The 19,732-nt window shown below is 62.3% G+C and carries 17 protein-coding genes; 15 read left to right on the top strand and 2 right to left on the bottom strand.

Features of this window, described 5'->3' with window-relative positions:
• From RRH01S_RS18845 to phnN, 13 genes are all read left to right on the top strand, one after another.
• Window positions 1-1,110 carry a carbon-phosphorus lyase complex subunit gene (locus tag RRH01S_RS18845; RefSeq protein ID WP_007702997.1) on the top strand — a complete coding sequence of 370 codons (1,110 nt, stop codon included), beginning with the start codon at window positions 1-3 and terminating at the stop codon, window positions 1,108-1,110.
• Window positions 1,107-2,003 (top strand): alpha-D-ribose 1-methylphosphonate 5-phosphate C-P-lyase PhnJ, encoded by an 897-nt coding sequence (locus tag RRH01S_RS18840; protein ID WP_007703001.1) that lies wholly within the window; start codon window positions 1,107-1,109, stop codon window positions 2,001-2,003. Before RRH01S_RS18845 ends, RRH01S_RS18840 begins: the two co-directional genes overlap by 4 nt.
• On the top strand, window positions 2,000-2,776 hold the full coding sequence (gene phnK / locus RRH01S_RS18835) for a phosphonate C-P lyase system protein PhnK (protein ID WP_007703004.1): 777 nt from the start codon (window positions 2,000-2,002) through the stop codon (window positions 2,774-2,776). The genes RRH01S_RS18840 and phnK overlap by 4 nt, the downstream gene beginning before the upstream one ends.
• A gap of 12 nt (window positions 2,777-2,788) precedes the next feature.
• Window positions 2,789-3,496, top strand: coding sequence for a phosphonate C-P lyase system protein PhnL (phnL, locus tag RRH01S_RS18830; RefSeq protein ID WP_007703007.1), 708 nt, complete (start codon window positions 2,789-2,791; stop codon window positions 3,494-3,496).
• Window positions 3,493-4,110, top strand: coding sequence for a DapH/DapD/GlmU-related protein (locus RRH01S_RS18825; protein ID WP_042473630.1), 618 nt, complete (start codon window positions 3,493-3,495; stop codon window positions 4,108-4,110). The genes phnL and RRH01S_RS18825 overlap by 4 nt, the downstream gene beginning before the upstream one ends.
• 94 nt (window positions 4,111-4,204) lie before the next feature.
• A complete protein-coding gene (locus tag RRH01S_RS18820) occupies window positions 4,205-4,768 on the top strand; it encodes a pyridoxamine 5'-phosphate oxidase family protein (RefSeq protein ID WP_042473626.1) in 564 nt (187 codons plus the stop codon).
• 226 nt (window positions 4,769-4,994) lie between these two features.
• Window positions 4,995-5,849, top strand: coding sequence for a phosphonate ABC transporter ATP-binding protein (phnC, locus tag RRH01S_RS18815; RefSeq protein ID WP_042473624.1), 855 nt, complete (start codon window positions 4,995-4,997; stop codon window positions 5,847-5,849).
• 95 nt (window positions 5,850-5,944) lie between these two features.
• The gene (gene phnD, locus RRH01S_RS18810; RefSeq protein WP_007703018.1) at window positions 5,945-6,850 is read left to right on the top strand and encodes a phosphonate ABC transporter substrate-binding protein; all 906 of its coding nucleotides are present in this window, start codon (window positions 5,945-5,947) and stop codon (window positions 6,848-6,850) included.
• Between the two features lie 68 nt (window positions 6,851-6,918).
• The gene (phnE, locus tag RRH01S_RS18805) at window positions 6,919-7,899 is read left to right on the top strand and encodes a phosphonate ABC transporter, permease protein PhnE (protein ID WP_042473989.1); all 981 of its coding nucleotides are present in this window, start codon (window positions 6,919-6,921) and stop codon (window positions 7,897-7,899) included.
• Window positions 7,900-7,907: 8 nt separating this feature from the next.
• Window positions 7,908-9,254 carry a phosphonate ABC transporter, permease protein PhnE gene (gene phnE / locus RRH01S_RS18800; RefSeq protein WP_042473620.1) on the top strand — a complete coding sequence of 449 codons (1,347 nt, stop codon included), beginning with the start codon at window positions 7,908-7,910 and terminating at the stop codon, window positions 9,252-9,254.
• A gap of 190 nt (window positions 9,255-9,444) precedes the next feature.
• Window positions 9,445-10,137, top strand: coding sequence for a DUF1045 domain-containing protein (locus RRH01S_RS18795; protein ID WP_042473617.1), 693 nt, complete (start codon window positions 9,445-9,447; stop codon window positions 10,135-10,137).
• A gap of 10 nt (window positions 10,138-10,147) precedes the next feature.
• Window positions 10,148-11,287: an alpha-D-ribose 1-methylphosphonate 5-triphosphate diphosphatase gene (locus RRH01S_RS18790; protein WP_042473614.1), complete on the top strand. Its 1,140-nt coding sequence runs from the start codon at window positions 10,148-10,150 to the stop codon at window positions 11,285-11,287.
• Window positions 11,284-11,886, top strand: coding sequence for a phosphonate metabolism protein/1,5-bisphosphokinase (PRPP-forming) PhnN (gene phnN, locus RRH01S_RS18785; protein ID WP_042473612.1), 603 nt, complete (start codon window positions 11,284-11,286; stop codon window positions 11,884-11,886). The genes RRH01S_RS18790 and phnN overlap by 4 nt, the downstream gene beginning before the upstream one ends.
• 22 nt (window positions 11,887-11,908) lie before the next feature.
• On the opposite strand, the gene polA is transcribed toward phnN, so the two are convergent.
• Complete coding sequence (polA, locus tag RRH01S_RS18780; RefSeq protein ID WP_042473608.1) at window positions 11,909-14,911, bottom strand: DNA polymerase I; 3,003 nt, start codon at window positions 14,909-14,911, stop codon at window positions 11,909-11,911.
• A gap of 431 nt (window positions 14,912-15,342) precedes the next feature.
• Between polA and RRH01S_RS18775 the strand changes: the two genes are divergently transcribed.
• Window positions 15,343-15,774 (top strand): MarR family winged helix-turn-helix transcriptional regulator, encoded by a 432-nt coding sequence (locus tag RRH01S_RS18775; RefSeq protein WP_007703039.1) that lies wholly within the window; start codon window positions 15,343-15,345, stop codon window positions 15,772-15,774.
• Here RRH01S_RS18775 and RRH01S_RS18770 read toward each other — a convergent pair whose 3' ends face one another.
• A complete protein-coding gene (locus tag RRH01S_RS18770) occupies window positions 15,775-18,111 on the bottom strand; it encodes a bifunctional diguanylate cyclase/phosphodiesterase (protein ID WP_012650734.1) in 2,337 nt (778 codons plus the stop codon).
• 197 nt (window positions 18,112-18,308) lie between these two features.
• On the opposite strand from RRH01S_RS18770, the gene RRH01S_RS18765 reads away from it, so the two are divergent.
• Window positions 18,309-19,694 carry a M20/M25/M40 family metallo-hydrolase gene (locus RRH01S_RS18765; protein WP_007703049.1) on the top strand — a complete coding sequence of 462 codons (1,386 nt, stop codon included), beginning with the start codon at window positions 18,309-18,311 and terminating at the stop codon, window positions 19,692-19,694.
• The last annotated feature ends 38 nt before the right edge of the window (window positions 19,695-19,732 follow it).

Here is a 19,732-nt window from a genome sequence, read left to right as displayed (position 1 = left end):
ATGTATGTTGCCGTAAAAGGCGGCGAAGCCGCCATCGCCAATGCTCACCGGCTGCTCGCCGATCGTCGCCGCGGCGACCGCTCGCTGCCGGCGCTCGGCATCGACCAGATCGTCGCGCAGCTTGCGCTTGCCGTCGACCGCGTCATGGCCGAAGCCTCGCTTTATGACCGGACGCTCGCAGCACTTGCCGTGCGCCAGTCGCGCGGCGATATGATCGAGGCGATCTTCCTACTGCGCGCCTACCGCACGACGCTGCCGCGCTTCGGCTATTCCCAGCCGCTGGATACGGCGGCGATGAAGATCGAACGCCGCATCTCCGCTACCTACAAGGACCTGCCGGGCGGCCAGCTTCTCGGCCCTACCTTCGATTATACCCACCGCCTGCTCGACCCGAGCCTGCTCACCGACGAGCCGGTGGACGAGCCGATGCAGCGGTCGGCGGAAGAGGGTCGCGTCATGCGAGTCTCCGAAATCCTGGCCGAAGAAGGGCTGATCGAGGGCGATGGCGAGATGCCGATCGATCACGAAACCGGCGACCTGACGCGCGAGCCGATGGAATTCCCGATGACCCGCGACCTGCGCCTGCAGGCGCTCGCCCGGGGCGACGAGGGTTTTCTTCTGGCGCTTGGCTATTCCACCCAGCGCGGCTATGGCCGCAACCATCCCTTCACCGGTGAAATCCGCATCGGAGAAGTCGAGGTCGAACTCGACGTGCCGGAACTCGGTTTCGCCGTCTCACTGGGCAGCATCCAGGTGACCGAGTGCCAGATGGTCAACCAGTTCAAGGGCTCGGCCAAGGCGCCGCCGCAGTTTACCCGCGGCTACGGCCTTGTCTTCGGCCAGAGCGAGCGCAAGGCCATGGCCATGTCGCTGGTCGACCGGGCGCTACGCGCCGACGAGCTCGGCGAGGATATCGTCGCCCCCGCCCAGGACGAGGAGTTCGTCATCTCCCATTCCGACAACGTGCAGGCAACCGGCTTCGTCGAACATCTGAAGCTGCCACACTATGTCGACTTCCAGGCCGAACTCGACCTGGTGCGCCGCATGCGCCGCGACTTCGAGGCCGCCCGCGACGGCGGCAAGGATCCCCTGACGGAGGCAGCCGAATGACCGATCTCGCCACCTACAACTTCGCCTATCTCGACGAACAGACCAAGCGGATGATCCGCCGCGCCATCCTGAAGGCGATCGCCATTCCCGGCTATCAGGTGCCCTTCGCCTCGCGCGAAATGCCGATGCCCTATGGCTGGGGCACCGGCGGCGTGCAGCTCACCGCGGCGATCATCGGGCCGGACGATGTCCTGAAGGTCATCGATCAGGGCGCCGACGACACCACCAACGCCGTCTCCATCCGCGCCTTCTTCCAGAAGGTCGCCAATGTCGCGGTCACCACCCGCACGGAAGAGGCGACGATCATCCAGACGCGCCACCGCATCCCGGAAGCCAAGCTCGGCCCCAACCAGGTGCTGGTCTACCAGGTGCCGATCCCGGAACCCTTACGCTTCCTGGAACCGCGCGAGACCGAGACCCGCAAGATGCATGCACTCGAGGAATACGGCCTCATGCATGTGAAGCTCTACGAGGACATCGCCCGCAACGGCCGCATCGCCACGACATATGCCTACCCGGTCAAGGTCGCCGGCCGCTACGTGATGGACCCATCTCCGACGCCGAAATTCGACAATCCGAAAATGCACCTGTCGGATGCGCTGCAGCTCTTCGGCGCCGGCCGCGAGAAGCGCATCTATGCGGTGCCGCCCTATACCGACGTGGTCAGCCTCGATTTCGAGGATCACCCCTTCGAAGTACAGCGCTTCGAGAAGCCCTGTGCGCTCTGCGGGGCCGAGCAGGTCTATCTCGACGAAGTGATCCTCGACGACAAAGGCGGACGGATGTTCGTCTGCTCCGACACCGATTTCTGTGAAGACCGCCGCGCCCACGGCCATGTCGGCCCGATGCTGGCGCCAAATGGGCCGGCACCCAATCAGGAGGCCGCCGAATGAGCGACACACCACTCCTCAAGGTCAAGGACATCTCGAAATTCTACGGCAGTCGCATCGGATGCCGTGACGTCTCCTTCGATCTCTGGCCCGGCGAAGTCCTGGCCATCGTCGGCGAGAGCGGCTCGGGCAAGACCACCTTGCTCAACTGCATCTCGACGCGGCTGCTGCCGACCACCGGCAGCGTCGAATACCACATGCGCGACGAGACCTATCGCGACCTCTTCCGCATGAACGAGGCGGAGCGTCGCTTTCTGATGCGTACCGACTGGGGCTTCGTCCACCAGAACCCCGCCGACGGGTTGCGCATGACGGTCTCGGCCGGCGCCAATGTCGGCGAGCGGCTGATGGCGATCGGCAACCGTCACTACGGCAATATCCGCGCCACGGCGGTCGACTGGCTGGAACGCGTCGAAATCGATGCCGACCGCATCGACGACCAGCCGCGCGCCTTTTCCGGCGGCATGCGCCAGCGCCTGCAGATCGCCCGCAATCTGGTGACCGGCCCGCGCCTGGTATTCATGGACGAGCCGACCGGCGGCCTCGACGTCTCGGTGCAGGCACGCCTGCTCGACCTCGTGCGTGGCCTCGTCAACGATCTCGGCCTGTCGGCGATCATCGTCACCCACGACCTCGCCGTCGCCCGCCTGCTGTCGCACCGCATGATGGTGATGAAGGACGGATACGTCATCGAACATGGTCTGACCGACCGCGTGCTCGACGATCCGCGCGAACCCTACACGCAGCTGCTCGTCTCTTCGATCCTGCAGGTCTGAGGAAATAAGATCATGGCAACCCCCCTCGTCGTTTCCGAAGTCTTCAAGAGCTTCACCATGCATCTGCGCGACGGCATTCGCCTGCCTGTCGTCGCCGATGTCTCCTTCTCGGTCGCAGCCGGCGAATGCGTCGTGCTCGGTGGCCCCTCCGGCATCGGCAAGAGCTCGCTCTTGAAGATGATCTACGGCAACTATGCCGTCGACGCCGGTCAGATCCTGGTGGCGCACAAGGACAGGATCACCGATCTCGCCACCGCCGATCCGCGCACCGTGCTCGAGGTTCGCCGCCATACCATGGGCTATGTCAGCCAGTTCCTGCGCACCGTGCCGCGCGTGGCCGCCATCGATGTCGTCGCCGAGCCGCTTCTGGCGCGCGGCGTGGTACTGGCGGATGCCCGGCAAAGGGCCGGCGCCCTGCTCGCCCAGCTCAACCTGCCGCAAGAGCTCTGGCAGTTGCCGCCCGCCACCTTCTCCGGTGGCGAGCAGCAGCGCGTCAATATCGCCCGCGGCTTCATCACCGACCACGCCATCCTGCTGCTCGACGAGCCGACGGCCTCCCTCGATGCCCGGAACCGCGCCGTCGTGGTCTCGATGATCGAGGAGAAGAAAAAGGCCGGCGTCGCCCTGCTCGGCATCTTCCACGACGAGGAAGTGCGCGAAGCGGTCGGTAGCCGGATTCTCGACGTCTCCCGCTTCTCACCCAGAAAGTCCGCCGCATGAGCCGCCAACTGGGCGAATCGCCCTTCATCAGCCCGACAGCAACGGTCAAGAACTCGACGTTCGGCCGCTACACCGAGGTCTCGGAGCGTTGCCGTATCGACGAAGTCGAGATCGGCGATTATTCTTACATCATGCAGGACGGCGCCGTCTGGTGCGCGACGATCGGCAAGTTCGTCAACATCGCCGCCAGCGTCCGCATCAACGCCACCAACCATCCGACATGGCGGGCGACGCTGCATCACTTCACCTATCGCGCCGCCGATTATTGGCCGGATGCCGATATGGAGACGGATTTCTTCACCTGGCGGCGCGAGAACCGCGTCGTGATCGGTCATGACGTCTGGATCGGCCACGGCGCCACCATCCTGCCTGGTGTTGCGGTCGGCAATGGTGCCGTCATCGGCGCCGGTGCCGTCGTTTCCAAGGATGTCGCCCCCTATACGATCGTCGGTGGCGTACCGGCCAAGCTCATCCGCGAGCGTTTCACCGCCGAGGTCGGCGCGCGGATGGACAAGCTTGCCTGGTGGGACTGGGATCACGCCACTCTGCGCACGGCGCTGACCGACTTCCGCGCCCTTTCCGCCGAGGATTTTTTGATCCGCTACGGCGCATGAGGACGTTTTTCGCCGATACGGGGCTTGCGCCGGCCGACTGAGGATCCAGCGTCTGGCGACCCTTTGAGACCAGATATTCGAGGGAGACGCCTTCATGGCAAAACAGTTCGAAAGCATCGATGACCGGCTGAACGATTTCATTGCCCGGCAACATATCTTCTTTACGGCATCTGCGACCGGGACGTCCCGCGTCAACGTTTCGCCCCGCGAGACGCTGTGCCTGCGCATCATCTCACCCAATACCGCCATCTATCTCGACCGCACCGGCAGCGGCAACGAGACCTCGGCGCATATGAAGGCCGATGGACGGCTGACCATCATGTTCTGCGCCGTCGCCGGGCCGCCGATGATCCTGCGCCTCTACGGGCACGGCCGGATCATTCACCGGACATCGGCTGAATACCGGGAATTGCTGCATACCCATTATGCCGGCGACGAACCGCTCGGTGCCCGCCAGATCGTCTGGCTGGATATAGACCTCGTCCAGACCTCCTGCGGCTTCGGCGTGCCGCTCTTTTCCTATGAAGGCGAAAGGCCGAGCCTCGATCAATGGGCCAAGGCCAAGGGTCCCGATGGTATCGAGGAATACAGGCGGGAGAAGAACGTCCGCAGCATGGATGGTCTCCCAACGGGTTTATTTGACGCCGACAGCAACTAATGCGGCTCCACTGAATCATCCCACCGCACCAATAGCGGGGGATTGTAACAACACTTACACAAATCTGACATCGGAGCTTCATGAAGCGGCGATAATGCGTTGCCTATACTTGGCGCACAGCCGCTCGAAATTCCGTTTTGAGCCAAGGCACCTGTGCCTATTCATAGTTAGTAGCGCGACGTCAATGCCAGCTGCGGACCAAAGCAGCGGCGAAAGGGAAAGCTTCATGTTCGAGCTCAAGAATGTCTCGCGCCGGTTCGGAAACAAGCTCGCTGTCGATTCCGTGACGTTGGACATTCCGCAAGGACAGATGGTTGGCGTCATCGGCCGCTCGGGCGCCGGCAAGTCCACGCTGCTGCGCATGATCAACCGCCTCGCCGACCCGACTTCCGGCTCGATCCATTTCGCCGGCACCGAGGTTTCCAAGCTGAGTGGCCGGGCGCTGCGCAACTGGCAGCGCGACTGCGCCATGATCTTCCAGCAGTTCAACCTGGTCCCGCGCCTCGACGTCTTGACCAACGTCATGCTCGGCCGCCTCAACCAGCGCTCGACCGTCATGAGCCTTCTCTCGGTCTTCACCCGCGAAGAGCGCATCGAAGCGATCGCGGCACTCGAGCGCCTCGGCATCGAGCAGACCGCCTTGCAGATGGCCGGCACGCTGTCGGGCGGCCAGCAGCAGCGCGTCGCCATCTGCCGCGCGCTGATGCAGCAGCCGAAGATGATGCTCGCCGACGAGCCGATCGCCTCGCTCGATCCGCTCAACGCCAAGATCGTCATGGACGCTTTGCGCGACATCAACGAGCGCGAAGGCATCACCGTCATCACCAACCTGCATACGCTGGATACGGCCCGCAACTATTGCGAACGCATCGTCGGCATGGCCGCCGGCCGTGTCGTCTTCGACGGCAAGCCGTCCGACCTGACGGCCGCAGCCGTCAAGGAAATCTACGGCACCGACAAGGATGGCGCCGGTGTCGACGAGACGATGACGTCGACCGCCATCAACATTCCCGATCAGGCCGTGCAAGCCGCGGCACATGCATCCGCCGGCCCGCAACCGCTGGCACTGGCCGGTCCCTGAGAGGGAGCCGGCCGCGATCGAGAGCCCGCGTCAAGGGCGCATTTTTTCAGACCGAAGACATCCGGGGACACACCGGTTAACCAGGAGACGAACCCATGTTGAAGAAGACCCTTCTTGCAGCCACGGCGCTTCTCGCGCTTGCTGGCGGCGCTGCCGCTCAGGACCTCAAGGAATTCCGCGTCGGTATTCTCGGTGGCGAAAACGAAGCCGACCGCCTGCGCAACTATGCCTGCCTCTCCGATCACCTGAAGAAGGAATTCGGCTTCGAGAAGGTATCGCTGTTCCCGGCCGCCGACTATGACGGCGTTATCCAGGGCCTGCTCGGCGGCACACTCGACTTCGCCGAACTCGGCGCTTCCGGCTATGCAGCCGTCGCCATCAAGGACCCGAAGGCCGTCACCCCGATCCTGACCACGCAGCAGGCTGACGGCTCGACCGGCTACTACTCGATCGGTCTCGCGCTCAAGTCCTCCGGCATCAAGAGCATCAAGGACGCCAAGGGCAAGAAGCTCGGCTACGCCGATCCGGACTCCACCTCGGGCTATCTCGTTCCGCTGACGCAGATCCCGAAGGACACCGGCATGCCGAACGACAAGTTCTTCGCCTCGACCCAGTTCAACGGCGGTCACGAGAACAACCTGCTCGCCGCCTATGACGGCAAGGTCGACGTCGCTGTCGACGACTCCTCGGGCCTCGGCGACTTCAAGGACGGCTACACCTCCGGCACCTTCCGCAAGGAAGTCGACAAGGGCGCCGTCGACCCGAACAAGCTCGTCGAAGTCTGGCGTTCGCCGCTGATCCCGAACGGCCCGCTCGTCGTTCGCAACGCGCTCGGCGCCGAATGGCAGACCAAGCTGACTGACTTCTTCCTGAAGCTCCCGACCGCCGACGCCAAGTGCTTCAACGCCATCGAAGGCGGCGACTTCAAAGGCTACGTCAAGGTCAAGCCGGACTTCTACAACGCCGTTATCGAAGTTCGCAAAGCTGCCATCGGCGGCTGATCTTCGTCCTGACTGCGAGGCGGCCGGCAACGGCCGCCTCTTTGCTATTTTTCAAGGCGGTATTTTTCATGACGATTGCCGATGCCCAGCCACAGATGCAGAGCGCGCCCCACAGCGCCAAGGAGATCGGCGATGCCTGGAGCCGCATGGTGGCCCGGCGCCGTCTCTATACCGGGCTCGGGCTCGCGATCCTGATCATCGCCTTCGTCAGCTCCGTCCGCTTCGCTGACGAGAGCAATGCCGGCCATTTCTTCGACCGCCTGCCGCATCTCTTCGATTTCCTGAGCTGGCTGATCCCCAAGGATTGGGCCGACGTCTATCGCGCACTCTTCGATCTTGCGAGCTCGAACGGCGCAAACGGCGTTGGCGGCGAAGAATTCAATTTTCCCCTCGGCCGCGTCTATGTCTGGGGCAATTTCTACATTCCCGAATATTTCGAGCTGATGATCATCACGATCAACGTGGCGCTGGTATCGACCATCATCGGTTTCATCGTCGCCCTGCCTCTCAGCTTCTTTGCCGCCCGCAACATGTCGCCGTCCAATCCTGTGCGGCTGGTGACGAAGCGCGTCATGGAATTCCTGCGCGCCTTCCCCGAGATCGTCATTGCCGGGCTGTTTTCGGCGATCCTGTCGATCGGCCCGATCGCCGCCATCATCGCCGTCGGCCTGCACACGATCGGCGCGCTCGGCAAGCTCTTCTACGAAGTCGTCGAAAATATCGACATGAAGCCGGATGAGGGCATGAAAGCGGTCGGCGCCAGCTGGACGGAGCGCGTCCGCTTCGGCGCCCTGCCGCAGGTGATGCCGAATTTCATGTCCTATGCGCTGCTGCGCCTGGAAATCAACGTCCGCGCCTCGACCATCATCGGCGCCGTCGGCGGCGGCGGCATCGGCGAGGAGCTGAAGCTGTCTATCTCGCGCGGCTTCGGCGCCAAGACGGTGGCGCTCGTGCTGCTGCTCTTCATCACCATCATCGCCGTCGATCAGTTTTCCGCATGGCTCCGTCGCCGTCTCGTCGGCGAACATGCCTTCCTTCTGCAGCATTGAGGTCGCCCATGTCCGTTATCGACGCCAGCCGCATGCAGGATATCGAAGCACGCTACCCGGAGATCCTGCACCGATCCTTTCGCCAGCGCTTTGGCGCCCTGATGGTCTTCATCGGCGTGATCCTCTACGGCTTCTACGCCGTCTGGTTCTTCGACCTGCCGAAAGTCATCACTGAGGCCCACTGGGAGCGCGTCGGCATCTATCTGAGCGAATGGGTCAGCTACGACGTACAGCCGGAATTCCGCATTTCCGGCGACACGATCAGCATCAAATATCCGCGCTTTTCGCCGCTGGGTGATAATCCGCACCCGGATTGGGTGACAAACAACCCCGACGGCAGCCTGACAGTCTCGGTCAGCGGCACCAGCCGCACCGTGACGATCACCAAGACACAGGCGATCCTCACCGCGCATGGTGTCACTATCCCGATCGACATCACCGGCGACGTGCCAAAGGTGATCGGCTCGGAGCCGGTTCCCGCCTGGATGACGGTCTATGACGATAATATCCTCGTGGACATGGGTTTTGCCGGCAATGTCAGCATCTCCACGGACCGCGTGAAAATCCGCAAGCGCTTCATCGGCTGGGCGAATTTCGTCTTCGACACGCATTCGCCCTTCTTCGACAAGCCTGCGGGCGAAGTCATCAGCCTGATCGTCTCCGGTCCCCGGCTCAATCCCGATGAATCGAACCTTTCGCTCGCCTTCGACAATGTCTGGAACAATGCCGCCTGGCAGCACGGTGATGTCTGGTCCAAGCTGTTCCAGACCATCGTCATGGCCTTCCTCGGCACGCTGCTCGGCTCAGTCGTCGGCTTTCCGCTGGCCTTCCTGGCGGCGCGTAACATCACGCCGAACCGGCTGCTCAATCAGGTGCTGAAACGCTTCTTCGACTTCCTGCGCTCGGTCGACATGCTGATCTGGGCGCTGTTCCTGACCCGCGCCTTCGGCCCCGGACCGCTTGCCGGCAGCGGCGCAATTTTCCTCACCGAGACCGGCACGCTCGGCAAGCTCTACTCCGAGGGTCTCGAGAATATCGACAACAAGCCGCGCGAAGGCGTGAAGTCCACCGGTTCGTCGACCATCCTCGTGCATCGCTACGGCATCATGCCGCAGATCGTTCCCGTCATCGTCAGCCAGACGCTCTATCAATGGGAATCCAACGTGCGTGGCGCCACCATCATCGGCGCGGTCGGCGCCGGCGGCATCGGCCTGAAGCTATGGGAAGCCATGCGTACCAACGCCAATTGGGAAAACGTCGCCTATATGGTGCTGCTGATCCTGATCGTCGTCTTTCTGTTCGACACCGCCTCCAGCGCGCTGCGGACACGCCTGATGGGCACGCAAAACAGGTAAAAAAGACAACAAAAAACCGTATCGCATCATCATTTTGTCACGGGAATCCTTTAGCGGAAGCCCGGGCAGGATAAGATCGGGCGCACCGGGTTTAGCCGGATTCGATTCGATACCATCTGGCCTCTCTTGCGGTTTGGCGCAAATCACCCAACAGTGTCTCGCGCAGCCGATTTTTCCAAGGAATATAGCCTTGCGCTACGCTCTCTATTTTACGCCGCCAAAAGCCGATCCCCTGACGGCGCTCGCCGCCCGATGGCTCGGCCGCGATGCCTTTTCGAATGAAATCTTTTCCGACAAGGCGATCGGCGTCGTGCCCGAGAACCATGCCGAGGTCACCGCCGACCCGCGCCGTTACGGATTTCACGCCACGCTGAAGGCGCCCTTCGAGCTGGCAAGCTCGGTCACGGAGCGCGATCTTCTCGATGTGGCCGCCGATTTCGCCGCGCGCACGCCGGCCTTTGCCATTCCTGAGCTTGTGCTCGGCCAGCTCGGCCAGTTCTTCGCGCTCGTTCCGGGAGCCGTCTATCAGCCGCTTCAGGATTTCGCCGCTCAAGTCGTCAAGACCTTCGAGCCGTTCCGCGCCGCCCTTTCCGAAGCCGATATCGCGCGGCGCAAGCCGGAGGGATTGAGCGAGGCGGAGCGTGCAAACCTGCTGCGCTGGGGCTATCCTTACGTGAACGACGAGTTCCGCTTCCATATGACACTGACCGGCAAGGTCGCGACAGAGCAACAGGCCGGCATCCATGACCTGCTGCGCGATCGTTTCGCCGACCATACCGGCAAGCCGCTCGATATTTCCGGCCTCGCCGTCTTCGTCGAAGAAGAGCGCGGCGCACCCTTTACCGTCCGTTCCTGGCTGCCGCTTGCCGACGCCCAAAAATGAAAGACCTGACATGACCAAAGAAACCGTCCTCTCCAATGCCCGCATCGTCCTCGAAGACAAGATCCTCGAGGGCTCCGTGCTGATCCGCGACGGGCGGATCGCCGATATTTCCGACGGCAGGTCCGGTATCGGCGAGGATTTCGAGGGCGATTATCTGATCCCCGGTCTGGTCGAGCTGCATACGGACCATCTGGAAGCTCATTATTCGCCGCGCCCCGGCGTGCGTTGGAACAAGACGGCCGCCATCCAGGCACATGACGCCCAGATCGTCACCTCGGGCATCACCACCGTCTTCGACTGCCTGCGCATGGGCTCCGACGAAGACGGCGGTTTCGAAAAGGGCGAGATGCGCGACATGGCCGACGCCATCCAGGCGGCACAGCGCGAAGACCGGCTGCGCGCCGACCACCTGATCCACCTGCGCTGCGAGGTCTCCTCCGACAACGTTCTCGATCACTTCCAGGATTTCGAGAAGGACCCCTATGTCCGCCTGGTCTCGCTGATGGACCACGCTCCGGGCCAGCGCCAGTTCCAGACCATGGACCAATACATCTTCTACTACCAGAAGAAGCGCGGTCTCAGCGACGAGGCCTTTGCCGTTTTTGTCGCCAAGCGCCAGGCAGAATCGGCCCGATACGCGACGCCGCACCGCGATGCCATCTCGAAGGTCTGCAATGAGCGCGGTATTACCATTGCCAGCCATGACGACGCGACGCTTGCCCATGTCGACGAGGCGATCAATTACGGCGTGCGGCTGGCGGAATTCCCGACCAGCGTCGATGCGGCGAAGGCATCGCATGGGGCCGGCATGAGCGTGTTGATGGGCGCACCGAACATCGTGCGCGGCAAGTCGCATTCGGGCAACATCGCCGCCCGCGATCTCGCCGAACTCGGCGTGCTCGACGTGCTCTCCTCCGATTATGTGCCGCTCAGCCTGCTGCATGCACCCTTCATCCTCGCCGACGAGGTCGAGGGCATCTCGCTGTCGCAGGCGATCGCCATGGTCACCGCCACCCCGGCCAAGACCGTCAGCCTCAACGATCGCGGCCGTATCGCCCTGGGCCTTCGTGCCGATATCGTGCGCGTCCGCCGCGATCACGGCGTGCCGGTGACGCGCTCGGTCTGGCGGGAAGGGCGGCGTGTGGCATGACGCTCGACGCCAAGACAGAGCCGACTAAGGACCTCTCGGCAAACACAGCCGGGATCATGCTCGTGGTCGTCGGCCCGAGCGGCGCCGGCAAGGATACGCTGATGAATCTCGCCGCCCGGCATTTCGCCGGCCGGTCGGACATTCATTTCGTCCGTCGCGTCATCACCCGCGATGGCGATGCTGGTAACGAAGACCACAGAAGCGTCTCCGACGCCGATTTCGACGCCATGGAACAGGACGGCGCCTTCGCCGTCTCCTGGGAGGCGCACGGCCTGAAATATGGCATTCCTAGTGATGTCGAGGGCGAACTCGCCAACGGCCACCTCGTCGTCGCCAATGGCTCCCGTTCGGTGCTCCATCGTTTCCAGGCGGCATTTCCGAAGCTGAAGGTCATCAACGTCACGGCGCGGCGCGAAGTATTGGCGGAGCGACTGATAGCGCGCGGCCGAGAAAGCCGCGAGGACGTGCTGAAACGGCTGGAGCGCGGCTCGCTCACCGTTCAGGGCAGCTACGATGTCGCCGACATCGACAATAGCGGCACGCTGGAAGAGGCGGGCCGTGTGATCGTCGCAGAGCTGGAAACGCTTATAAGACGATAGGAATCAGCTTGAGATAAGGCGCTCAGTGCGCCTCATCCCAATTGTTCGCCGCCCGCGCATCGACCTTCAGTGGCACGGACATGTTCACCGCCGGCATGGCGGCATTTTCCATGACCGAGACGATGACCGGAGTCGAGCGCTCGACATCGGCGTCCTCAACTTCGAAGATCAATTCGTCGTGCACCTGCAGCAGCATGCGAACGCGATCGCCAAGACCCGCATCGGCCAGCGCCGGCTCCATCTTGATCATCGCACGGCGAATGACGTCGGCGGCCGAGCCCTGGATAGGGGCATTGATCGAAGCGCGCTCGTTAAAGGCGCGCACGGAGGGATTGGAGGAGCGGATTTCCGGGAAATGGACGCGGCGGCCGAAGATGGTTTCGACATAGCCCTTGTCACGCGCCGTCGCCTTGGTGCTTTCCATATAGTCGCGAATGCCGGGGAAGCGCTCGAAATACTTCTTGATGTAGTCGCCGGCTTCCGAGCGCTCGATCGACAGCTGATTGGCAAGGCCAAAGGCCGAAATGCCGTAGATGATGCCGAAGTTGATTGCCTTGGCGCGGCGGCGCACTTCGCTCGGCATGCCCTCGATCGGCACGCCAAACATTTCCGACGCCGTCATGGCGTGAATATCGACGCCATCGGCGAAGGCCTGCTCGAGCTGCGGAATATTGGCAACATGCGCCAGCACACGCAGTTCGATCTGGCTGTAGTCGGCCGAGATCAGCTTGTGGCCGGGCGTCGAGATGAAAGCCGTGCGGATCTTGCGGCCTTCAGCGGTGCGGACCGGAATGTTCTGCAGGTTCGGCTCAGAGGAGGACAGGCGCCCGGTCGTGGTCGAGGCCAGCGAATAGGAGGTGTGGACGCGCTTGGTCTCGGGGTGGACGTAGCCCGGCAGTGCGTCGGTATAGGTGGATTTCAGCTTGGTGAGCTGGCGCCAGTCGACGATCTTACGTGGCAGCTCGAAGCCGGCAGCCGCCAGGTCTTCCAGCACCTGCGCCGAGGTCGACCACTGCCCGGTCTTGGTCTTGCTCCCTCCGGCAAGGCCCATCTTGCCGAAGAGGATATCGCCGAGCTGCTTGGGCGAACCGATGTTGAAACGCTCGCCGGCGAGCGTATAGATCTCGTCCTCCAGCCGGGCCGCACCCTGCGCCAGCTCGCCGGAGAGACGCGACAGGATTTGCCGGTCGATGGTGATGCCGCGCTCTTCCATATGGGCAAGCACCGGCACCAGCGGCCGCTCCAGGCGCTCATAGACGGTTGCGAGTTTTTCTGCTGCCAGTCGGGGCTTCAGCACCAGCCAGAGGCGCAGCGTCACGTCGGCATCCTCGGCGGCATAGGCTGTGGCGCGGTCGATATCGACGAGGTCGAAGGTGATGTTAGACTTGCCGCTGCCGGCAACGTCCTTGTAGGCGATCGGCTTATGGCCGAGCCAGCGTTCCGACAGGCTGTCCATGCCATGCGTGGCGTTGGCGCCGCCGTCGAGCACGTAGGACAGCAGCATCGTGTCGTCGAAGCCCTTGGTCTCGATGCCATAGCGCTTCATCAGCAGGTAGTCGTATTTCAGGTTCTGCGCGATCTTGAGGACGGAAGTATCCTCCAGCAGCGCCTTCAGCCGCGGCAGCGCGTCGCGCAGCGGGATCTGGTTGTCGGCAAGTCCGCCACCGAGCAGGTCTCCGACACCATTCTTGTGGTTGAGCGGGACATAGGCGGCGCGGATGGAAGCGCCCGTAGGATCGTTCTTGTTATCGGCAATCGCCAGCGAAAAGCCGACGATTTCGGCTTGCATGACATCGAGCGACGTCGTCTCTGTGTCGAAGGCCACGATGCCGGTTTCGCGCGCATCCGCGATCCACTGGTCGAGGGTGGCGACGTCGCGGATGGTGACATATTTCGAATGGTCGATCGGTGCGGTGGCGAAGCTTGCCGCGCGGGCCTTGGTGAGGTCGGCCGGTTCGGTCAGCCCCTCGACACCCACGCGCGGCTTGACCGCCGGCGCGGGAACGGAAGCGCCCTCGGCCGCGACGGTGCCGCCGGCGACGAGCTCGACACTGTCTCCGACATCGAGATCCGGGCCGTGGGCGGTGTCGCCCCACTCGACCTTGACGTCAGATGGTTCGATCGCCGTCGGATCGCAATTGCAGGCCTCGGCGACGCGGCGCGTCAGCGAGGTGAATTCCATAGCCTTCAGGAAGCCGACCAGCTTCGGGCCGTTCTGCGGCTCGAGCACCAGTGCGTCGAGCGGCAGTTCCAGCGGTACGTCGGTCCTGAGCGTCACCAACTGCCGGGAAATCCGGGCCAGATCGGCGTTGGCGATGATGTTTTCGCGGCGCTTCTCCTGCTTGATCTCGCCGGCGCGGGCGAGCAGCGTGTCGAGATCGCCGAACGTCTCCAGAAGCTGCGCCGCCGTCTTCGGGCCAATGCCGGGGATGCCGGGCACGTTGTCGACCGAATCGCCGGTCAGGGCCTGCAGGTCGATCATCTTTTCCGGCGGCACGCCCCATTTCTCGATGACGTCGGGAATGCCGATCTGCTTGTCCTTCATGCTGTCATACATGTGGACCATTGGGGTAACGAGCTGCATCAAGTCCTTGTCGGAGGAGATGATGGTGACGTCGGCACCGGTTGCCTCGGCCTGGCGGGCATAGGTGGCGATGATGTCGTCGGCCTCGAAACCGTCCGTCTCGATACAGGGCAGGTTGAAGGCGCGGGTTGCCTGGCGAATGAGCCCGAATTGCGGGATCAGCTCTTCCGGCGGCGCCGAGCGATTTGCCTTGTAGGCGTCGTAGATATCCTTACGGAATGTCTTCGAGGAATAGTCGAAGATGACGGCGAAATGCGTCGGCGTCACGCCGACCGACGTATCGCGCGCCGAGGTCAAAAGCTTCCACAACATGTTGCAGAAACCGGAGACGGCGCCGACCGGCACTCCATCGGACTTGCGCGTCAGCGGCGGCAGGGCATGGAAGGCCCGGAAAATGAATCCGGAGCCGTCGACGAGGAAGAGATGATCACCTTTTTTCATGGAAGCATGGATAGCGTGGTGCACTTCCAACGTCCATATAAAGTTCCATCAGACAACGCGCGGACAGGCCAAATCTCTCACTGAAACGTTACCAAGTTTTAATCAATCTAAACTGCATATTCCCTTGAAAAACCATATTTGGAACCTCATTTCATACTCACCGGCGATTGATTACGCCGAGGGTCTGACAACCGGCCTGTCCCCCGCCATGTCAGACTTGGACAAAGGCCTATCCCCCTCTCCGGGCCTTTGTCCTCCTTTTCTAAGCCGCCATGGCGCCCCTCCAGGCCATGGCGGCTTTTCTGTTTGATCCGCTCGCACAGCCCAGCGGAACGCTGCTCGAAATACCGTTGCAACTCCGCCGATTCCGGACAGGCCCCGCCCGAGAATTGCCGATTGTTTTGGCCCGGAATACTGGCATAATTACAATCATGGGATTTAACCGGACGGACTCCGCGACCTACCTTGCCAATCAGATGGCAAAGGGATTTTCCCGCTCGTTACAACAACGTGCGGCACGGCTCGGCTTTTCTCCCGGTCAGTTCCCGATCCTGCTCGAATTATGGACCGAAGACGGGCTGACGCAGAAGCAATTGCTGGAGCGCGTCGACATAGAACAAGCGACGATGGCCAATACGCTCTCACGCATGGAGCGCGACGGGTTGGTGGAGCGCCGGCCGCATCCATCCGACAAGCGCGCGCAGCTGATCTTCCTGACCGGCAAGGCCACCGCCATGCAAACCGAAGCCGTCGAGGCCGCGATCGCAGCCGACAGGGACCTCTTCAGAGGTTTTCGCACCTTCGAGCGCGAATTGCTGCTCGAATATGTCAAACGCATCCTGGAAAACGCCAAACATATCTAATCAGGCTACCGTCTTATCCGATGCGGAAAACCTGCTGCTCGGCTCGATATCAGGCTTACCCAGTAGGAAGCCCTGAAGTTGCGCGCAGCCCTCCTCTACGACGATACGGCGCTGGCTCTCCGTTTCCACACCTTCCGTCACCACCGGCATGTTCAGGCTATGACCGAGCCCGATGATGGCGCGCACGATGGAACGGGCCGCCGGATCATGTTCCAGCGCCCCGGTGAAGCTGCGGTCGACCTTGATCTTGTCGAAGGGAAAGGCGCGCAAGTTGCTTAGCGAGGAATAGCCGGTGCCGAAATCGTCCATCACGACACGAACGCCCAACCGGTGCAGACGCTGCAGGGTTGAGAGCACGACAACGCGGTCGCGCATCAGGGCGGCTTCGGTGATCTCGAGCTCCAGCCGATGCGGATCGAGACCAGTCCTTGCTAAGATCTGCGCCACCTGATCGTACAAGGTCGGAATCATGAATTGCACCGGCGAAACATTGACGGCGATACTGGCCTTGTCGTGCCAGCGCGCCGCCTCGATGCAGGCCTGTTCCAGCACCCACTCGCCAAGCTGGACGATCGATCCACTCTCCTCGGCGATCGGGATAAAGGTATCCGGCTCGATCACGCCGCGCACCGGATGATCCCAGCGCAACAGGGCTTCATAGCCACTGATCTGACCGTTTTGAGCGTCGAGGATGGGCTGGTAGTCGACATGGAGCTGTCGGCGCAGGATCGCCTGACGAAGGTCGCTTTCGATCTGGCGGCGGGTGCGGACCGTTTCGTCCATACCGGCATCGAAAAAGCACGCGAAGCCACGGCTGGTATGTTTGACGCGGTAGAGGGCGATATCGGCATTGCAATAGAGCTGCTCGGCGCTGTGGCCATCCCGCGGATAGATGGCGATCCCCAGGCTGACGCCGACGGCAGTCGGATCGCGCGCCGTGTCCATCTCCGCGGCGAATTCTGCCAGGATGCGCTCCGCCAGCCGGCGCGCACCCTCCGGCTGCGATTGCCCCGGCTGAATGATCGCGAATTCATCGCCGCCGAGCCTTGCCACCGTGTCGCTATCCTCGGCCGAACGACGAAGAATATCAGCGACCTTGCAAAGGATACGGTCCCCTTCGGCATGACCGAAAACGTCGTTGATCGCCTTGAACCGATCGAGGTCGAGGCAGAAGACGGCGGCCTCCGTCCCCTTGTGCTCTGCCATCTGCAAGGCCTGACGGATGCGCTCGTCGAAAAACGCGCGATTGGGGAGATCCGTCAGCGTATCATGATGGGCCAGATGCTCGATCATCTGCTGCGCCTGCCGGCGCTCCGTCAAATCCCGCACGACCAGCACGCGGCATTCGTGCCCGCGATAGATGATGGTGCGGATGACGACCTCGACGGGAATGCTCCTGCCGCTTTCACTTAAGAGCGCGGTTTCCAGCGAAGCGGCTTCCTCGGGGCGCATGGCGGCGTCCAGCGTGAGAAAATCCCCCGGCGACTTACCGATCAACCGCTGCAACGACCAGCCCGAAATGGCGACGAACCGCTCATTGGCATCGATGACGCGGCCGTCGCGAACGATCAGCATACCCTCAAGCGAGGCATTGGCGAAACCGCGCAAATCGGTCAGATGGCGGTCGACGAAGGCAGCGCCAAGCGCAATCAGAACCAGCCCCGTCGATGCCGCCATGATTATGCCGGCCAGCACGATACGGTCGATCGAAAGGGTCGCCGCCTCCACAGTCGGGTCCGGCGTCAGCGTAACGCCGCTCATGGCGGTAAAGTGCAGGGCGCAGATCGCCAGCACCAGAAGCAGCGTGCCGAGCGCGATCCGCCGGTGGCCGCCCATGCGGAAAAAGGCGACGAAGGAGAGTGCTCCCAAAGCAGCGCCGGCTGCAATTGCCGCCAATGTCCGCGACGGATCGTGGGCAAGGATCGCTGGCGCCTGGATGGCCTGCATGCCGGTGAAGTGCATGGAGGCGATGCCAAGTGCCATCAGCATGCCGCCGATGGCAAAAGAGATGGTGTTGTCCCATTCGAAAGCAACCGCAATGGCGAACCAGGAACCAAGGATGGCAAAGACCACGGAGAGGATCGTGAGCGAAAGGCCGTAGCTGATCGGCAGACCGCCGTCATAGGCCAGCATGGCAATGAAGTGCGTGGCCCATATGCTGACCCCGCTGGCAAAGGCGGCAGCGACCACCCAATAGCTGCGCTGCTGCGATCGGCATTCCTGCGCCCGCGAAAACAGCAGCATCGTCGCCAGGCTGCCGATCAAGCAAATGGCGGCGGCGACGAAAATCAACCTGATGTCGTGCTCGTCGCGAATGCATGCCATTACAGAGAACATTCAGCATCTCCATTTGCTTTTATCGATCGAGCTTATTTTCGATGCTCTAAATAACCGTAAATTAAATAGGCGACTATTTATGCTGAAACGCATCCTCCGCATGCGGCAATCGCACTGCGAAATTTTCGGATTTCCCGCCTCGAAACCGGCCGGGCTTTGGTCTATCGTCCCAGCAATTTCCATGTAAGGAGTCGGATATGACCGATGTATCGCCCGTTCTCGACCGTGCCGATGAGAACCTTCCGTCCAGCCTCGACAATCTGTTCGAACTGCTGCGCATCCAATCCATCTCGACCGATCCCGCCTTCAAGCCGGAGTGCCGCAAGGCAGCGGAATGGCTCACCGCCTATCTGATCAAGCTCGGCTTTACGGCATCCGTGCGCGATACGCCCGGCCACCCGATGGTCGTTGCCCATCATGATGCCGCCAGCGCCGATGCGCCGCATGTGCTGTTCTACGGTCACTACGACGTACAGCCGGTCGATCCGATCGAGCTTTGGGAGAGCGATCCCTTCGCCCCCGCCATCAAGGACATGGGCGACGGCCGGAAGATCCTGGTCGGGCGCGGCACCTCCGACGACAAGGGCCAGTTGATGACCTTCGTCGAGGCCGTTCGCGCCTACAAGGAGATCCAGGGTGAGCTGCCGGTTCGTATCACCATCCTGTTCGAGGGTGAGGAGGAGTCCGGCTCACCGTCGCTGAAGCCCTTCCTCGAAGCCAATGCCGCCGAGCTGAAGGCCGACTACGCGCTCGTATGCGATACCGGCATGTGGGACGGCGACACCCCGGCAATCGCGGCCGCCCTGCGCGGTCTGGTCGGCGAGGAAATCACCATCAATGCTGCCGACCGCGATCTGCATTCCGGCCTCTACGGCGGCGCGGCGGCCAATCCGATCCATATCCTCTCCGATATCCTTGCCGGCCTGCACGACGAGACCGGGCGTATCACGCTTCCCGGCTTCTACGATGGCGTGGAGGAGACACCCGCCAACATCAAGGCTTCCTGGGAAACGCTCGGCCGCTCGGCACAGAATTTCCTCGGCGAGGTCGGCCTGTCGATCCCGTCGGGAGAAAAGGGCCGCTCGGTACTGGAACTCACCTGGGCGCGGCCGACAGCTGAGGTCAACGGCATCTGGGGCGGCTATACCGGCGCCGGCTTCAAGACGGTGATCGCAGCCAAGGCTTCAGCGAAAGTTTCCTTCCGCCTTGTCGGGCAACAGAACCCGGCAGCGATCCGTGACAGTTTCCGTGCCTATGTTCGCTCGAAGTTGCCGGCCGACTGCTCGGTGGAATTCCACGAACATGGCGCTTCGCCGGCCATCCACCTGTCCTACGATTCGCCGGTACTGACCAAGGCGAAGAGCGCCCTTTCCAATGAGTGGCCGAAACCGGCGATCGTCATTGGCATGGGCGGCTCGATCCCGATCGTCGGCGACTTCCAGAAGATGCTCGGCATGGAATCCCTGATGGTCGGCTTTGGCCTTGCGGACGACCGCATCCATTCGCCGAACGAGAAGTATGAGCTGCGGTCCTATCATAAGGGCATACGCTCCTGGATCCGCATCCTCGACGCACTCGCTTGAGCGAACGAACGGCGGCGCGCGGTCCCGGTCGCGCGTCC

This window comes from Rhizobium rhizogenes NBRC 13257 (assembly GCF_000696095.1).
Lineage (GTDB): Bacteria > Pseudomonadota > Alphaproteobacteria > Rhizobiales > Rhizobiaceae > Rhizobium > Rhizobium rhizogenes.
Note: the sequence above shows the minus strand (reverse complement) of the source record. Positions and strands in the feature narration are given on the sequence as shown.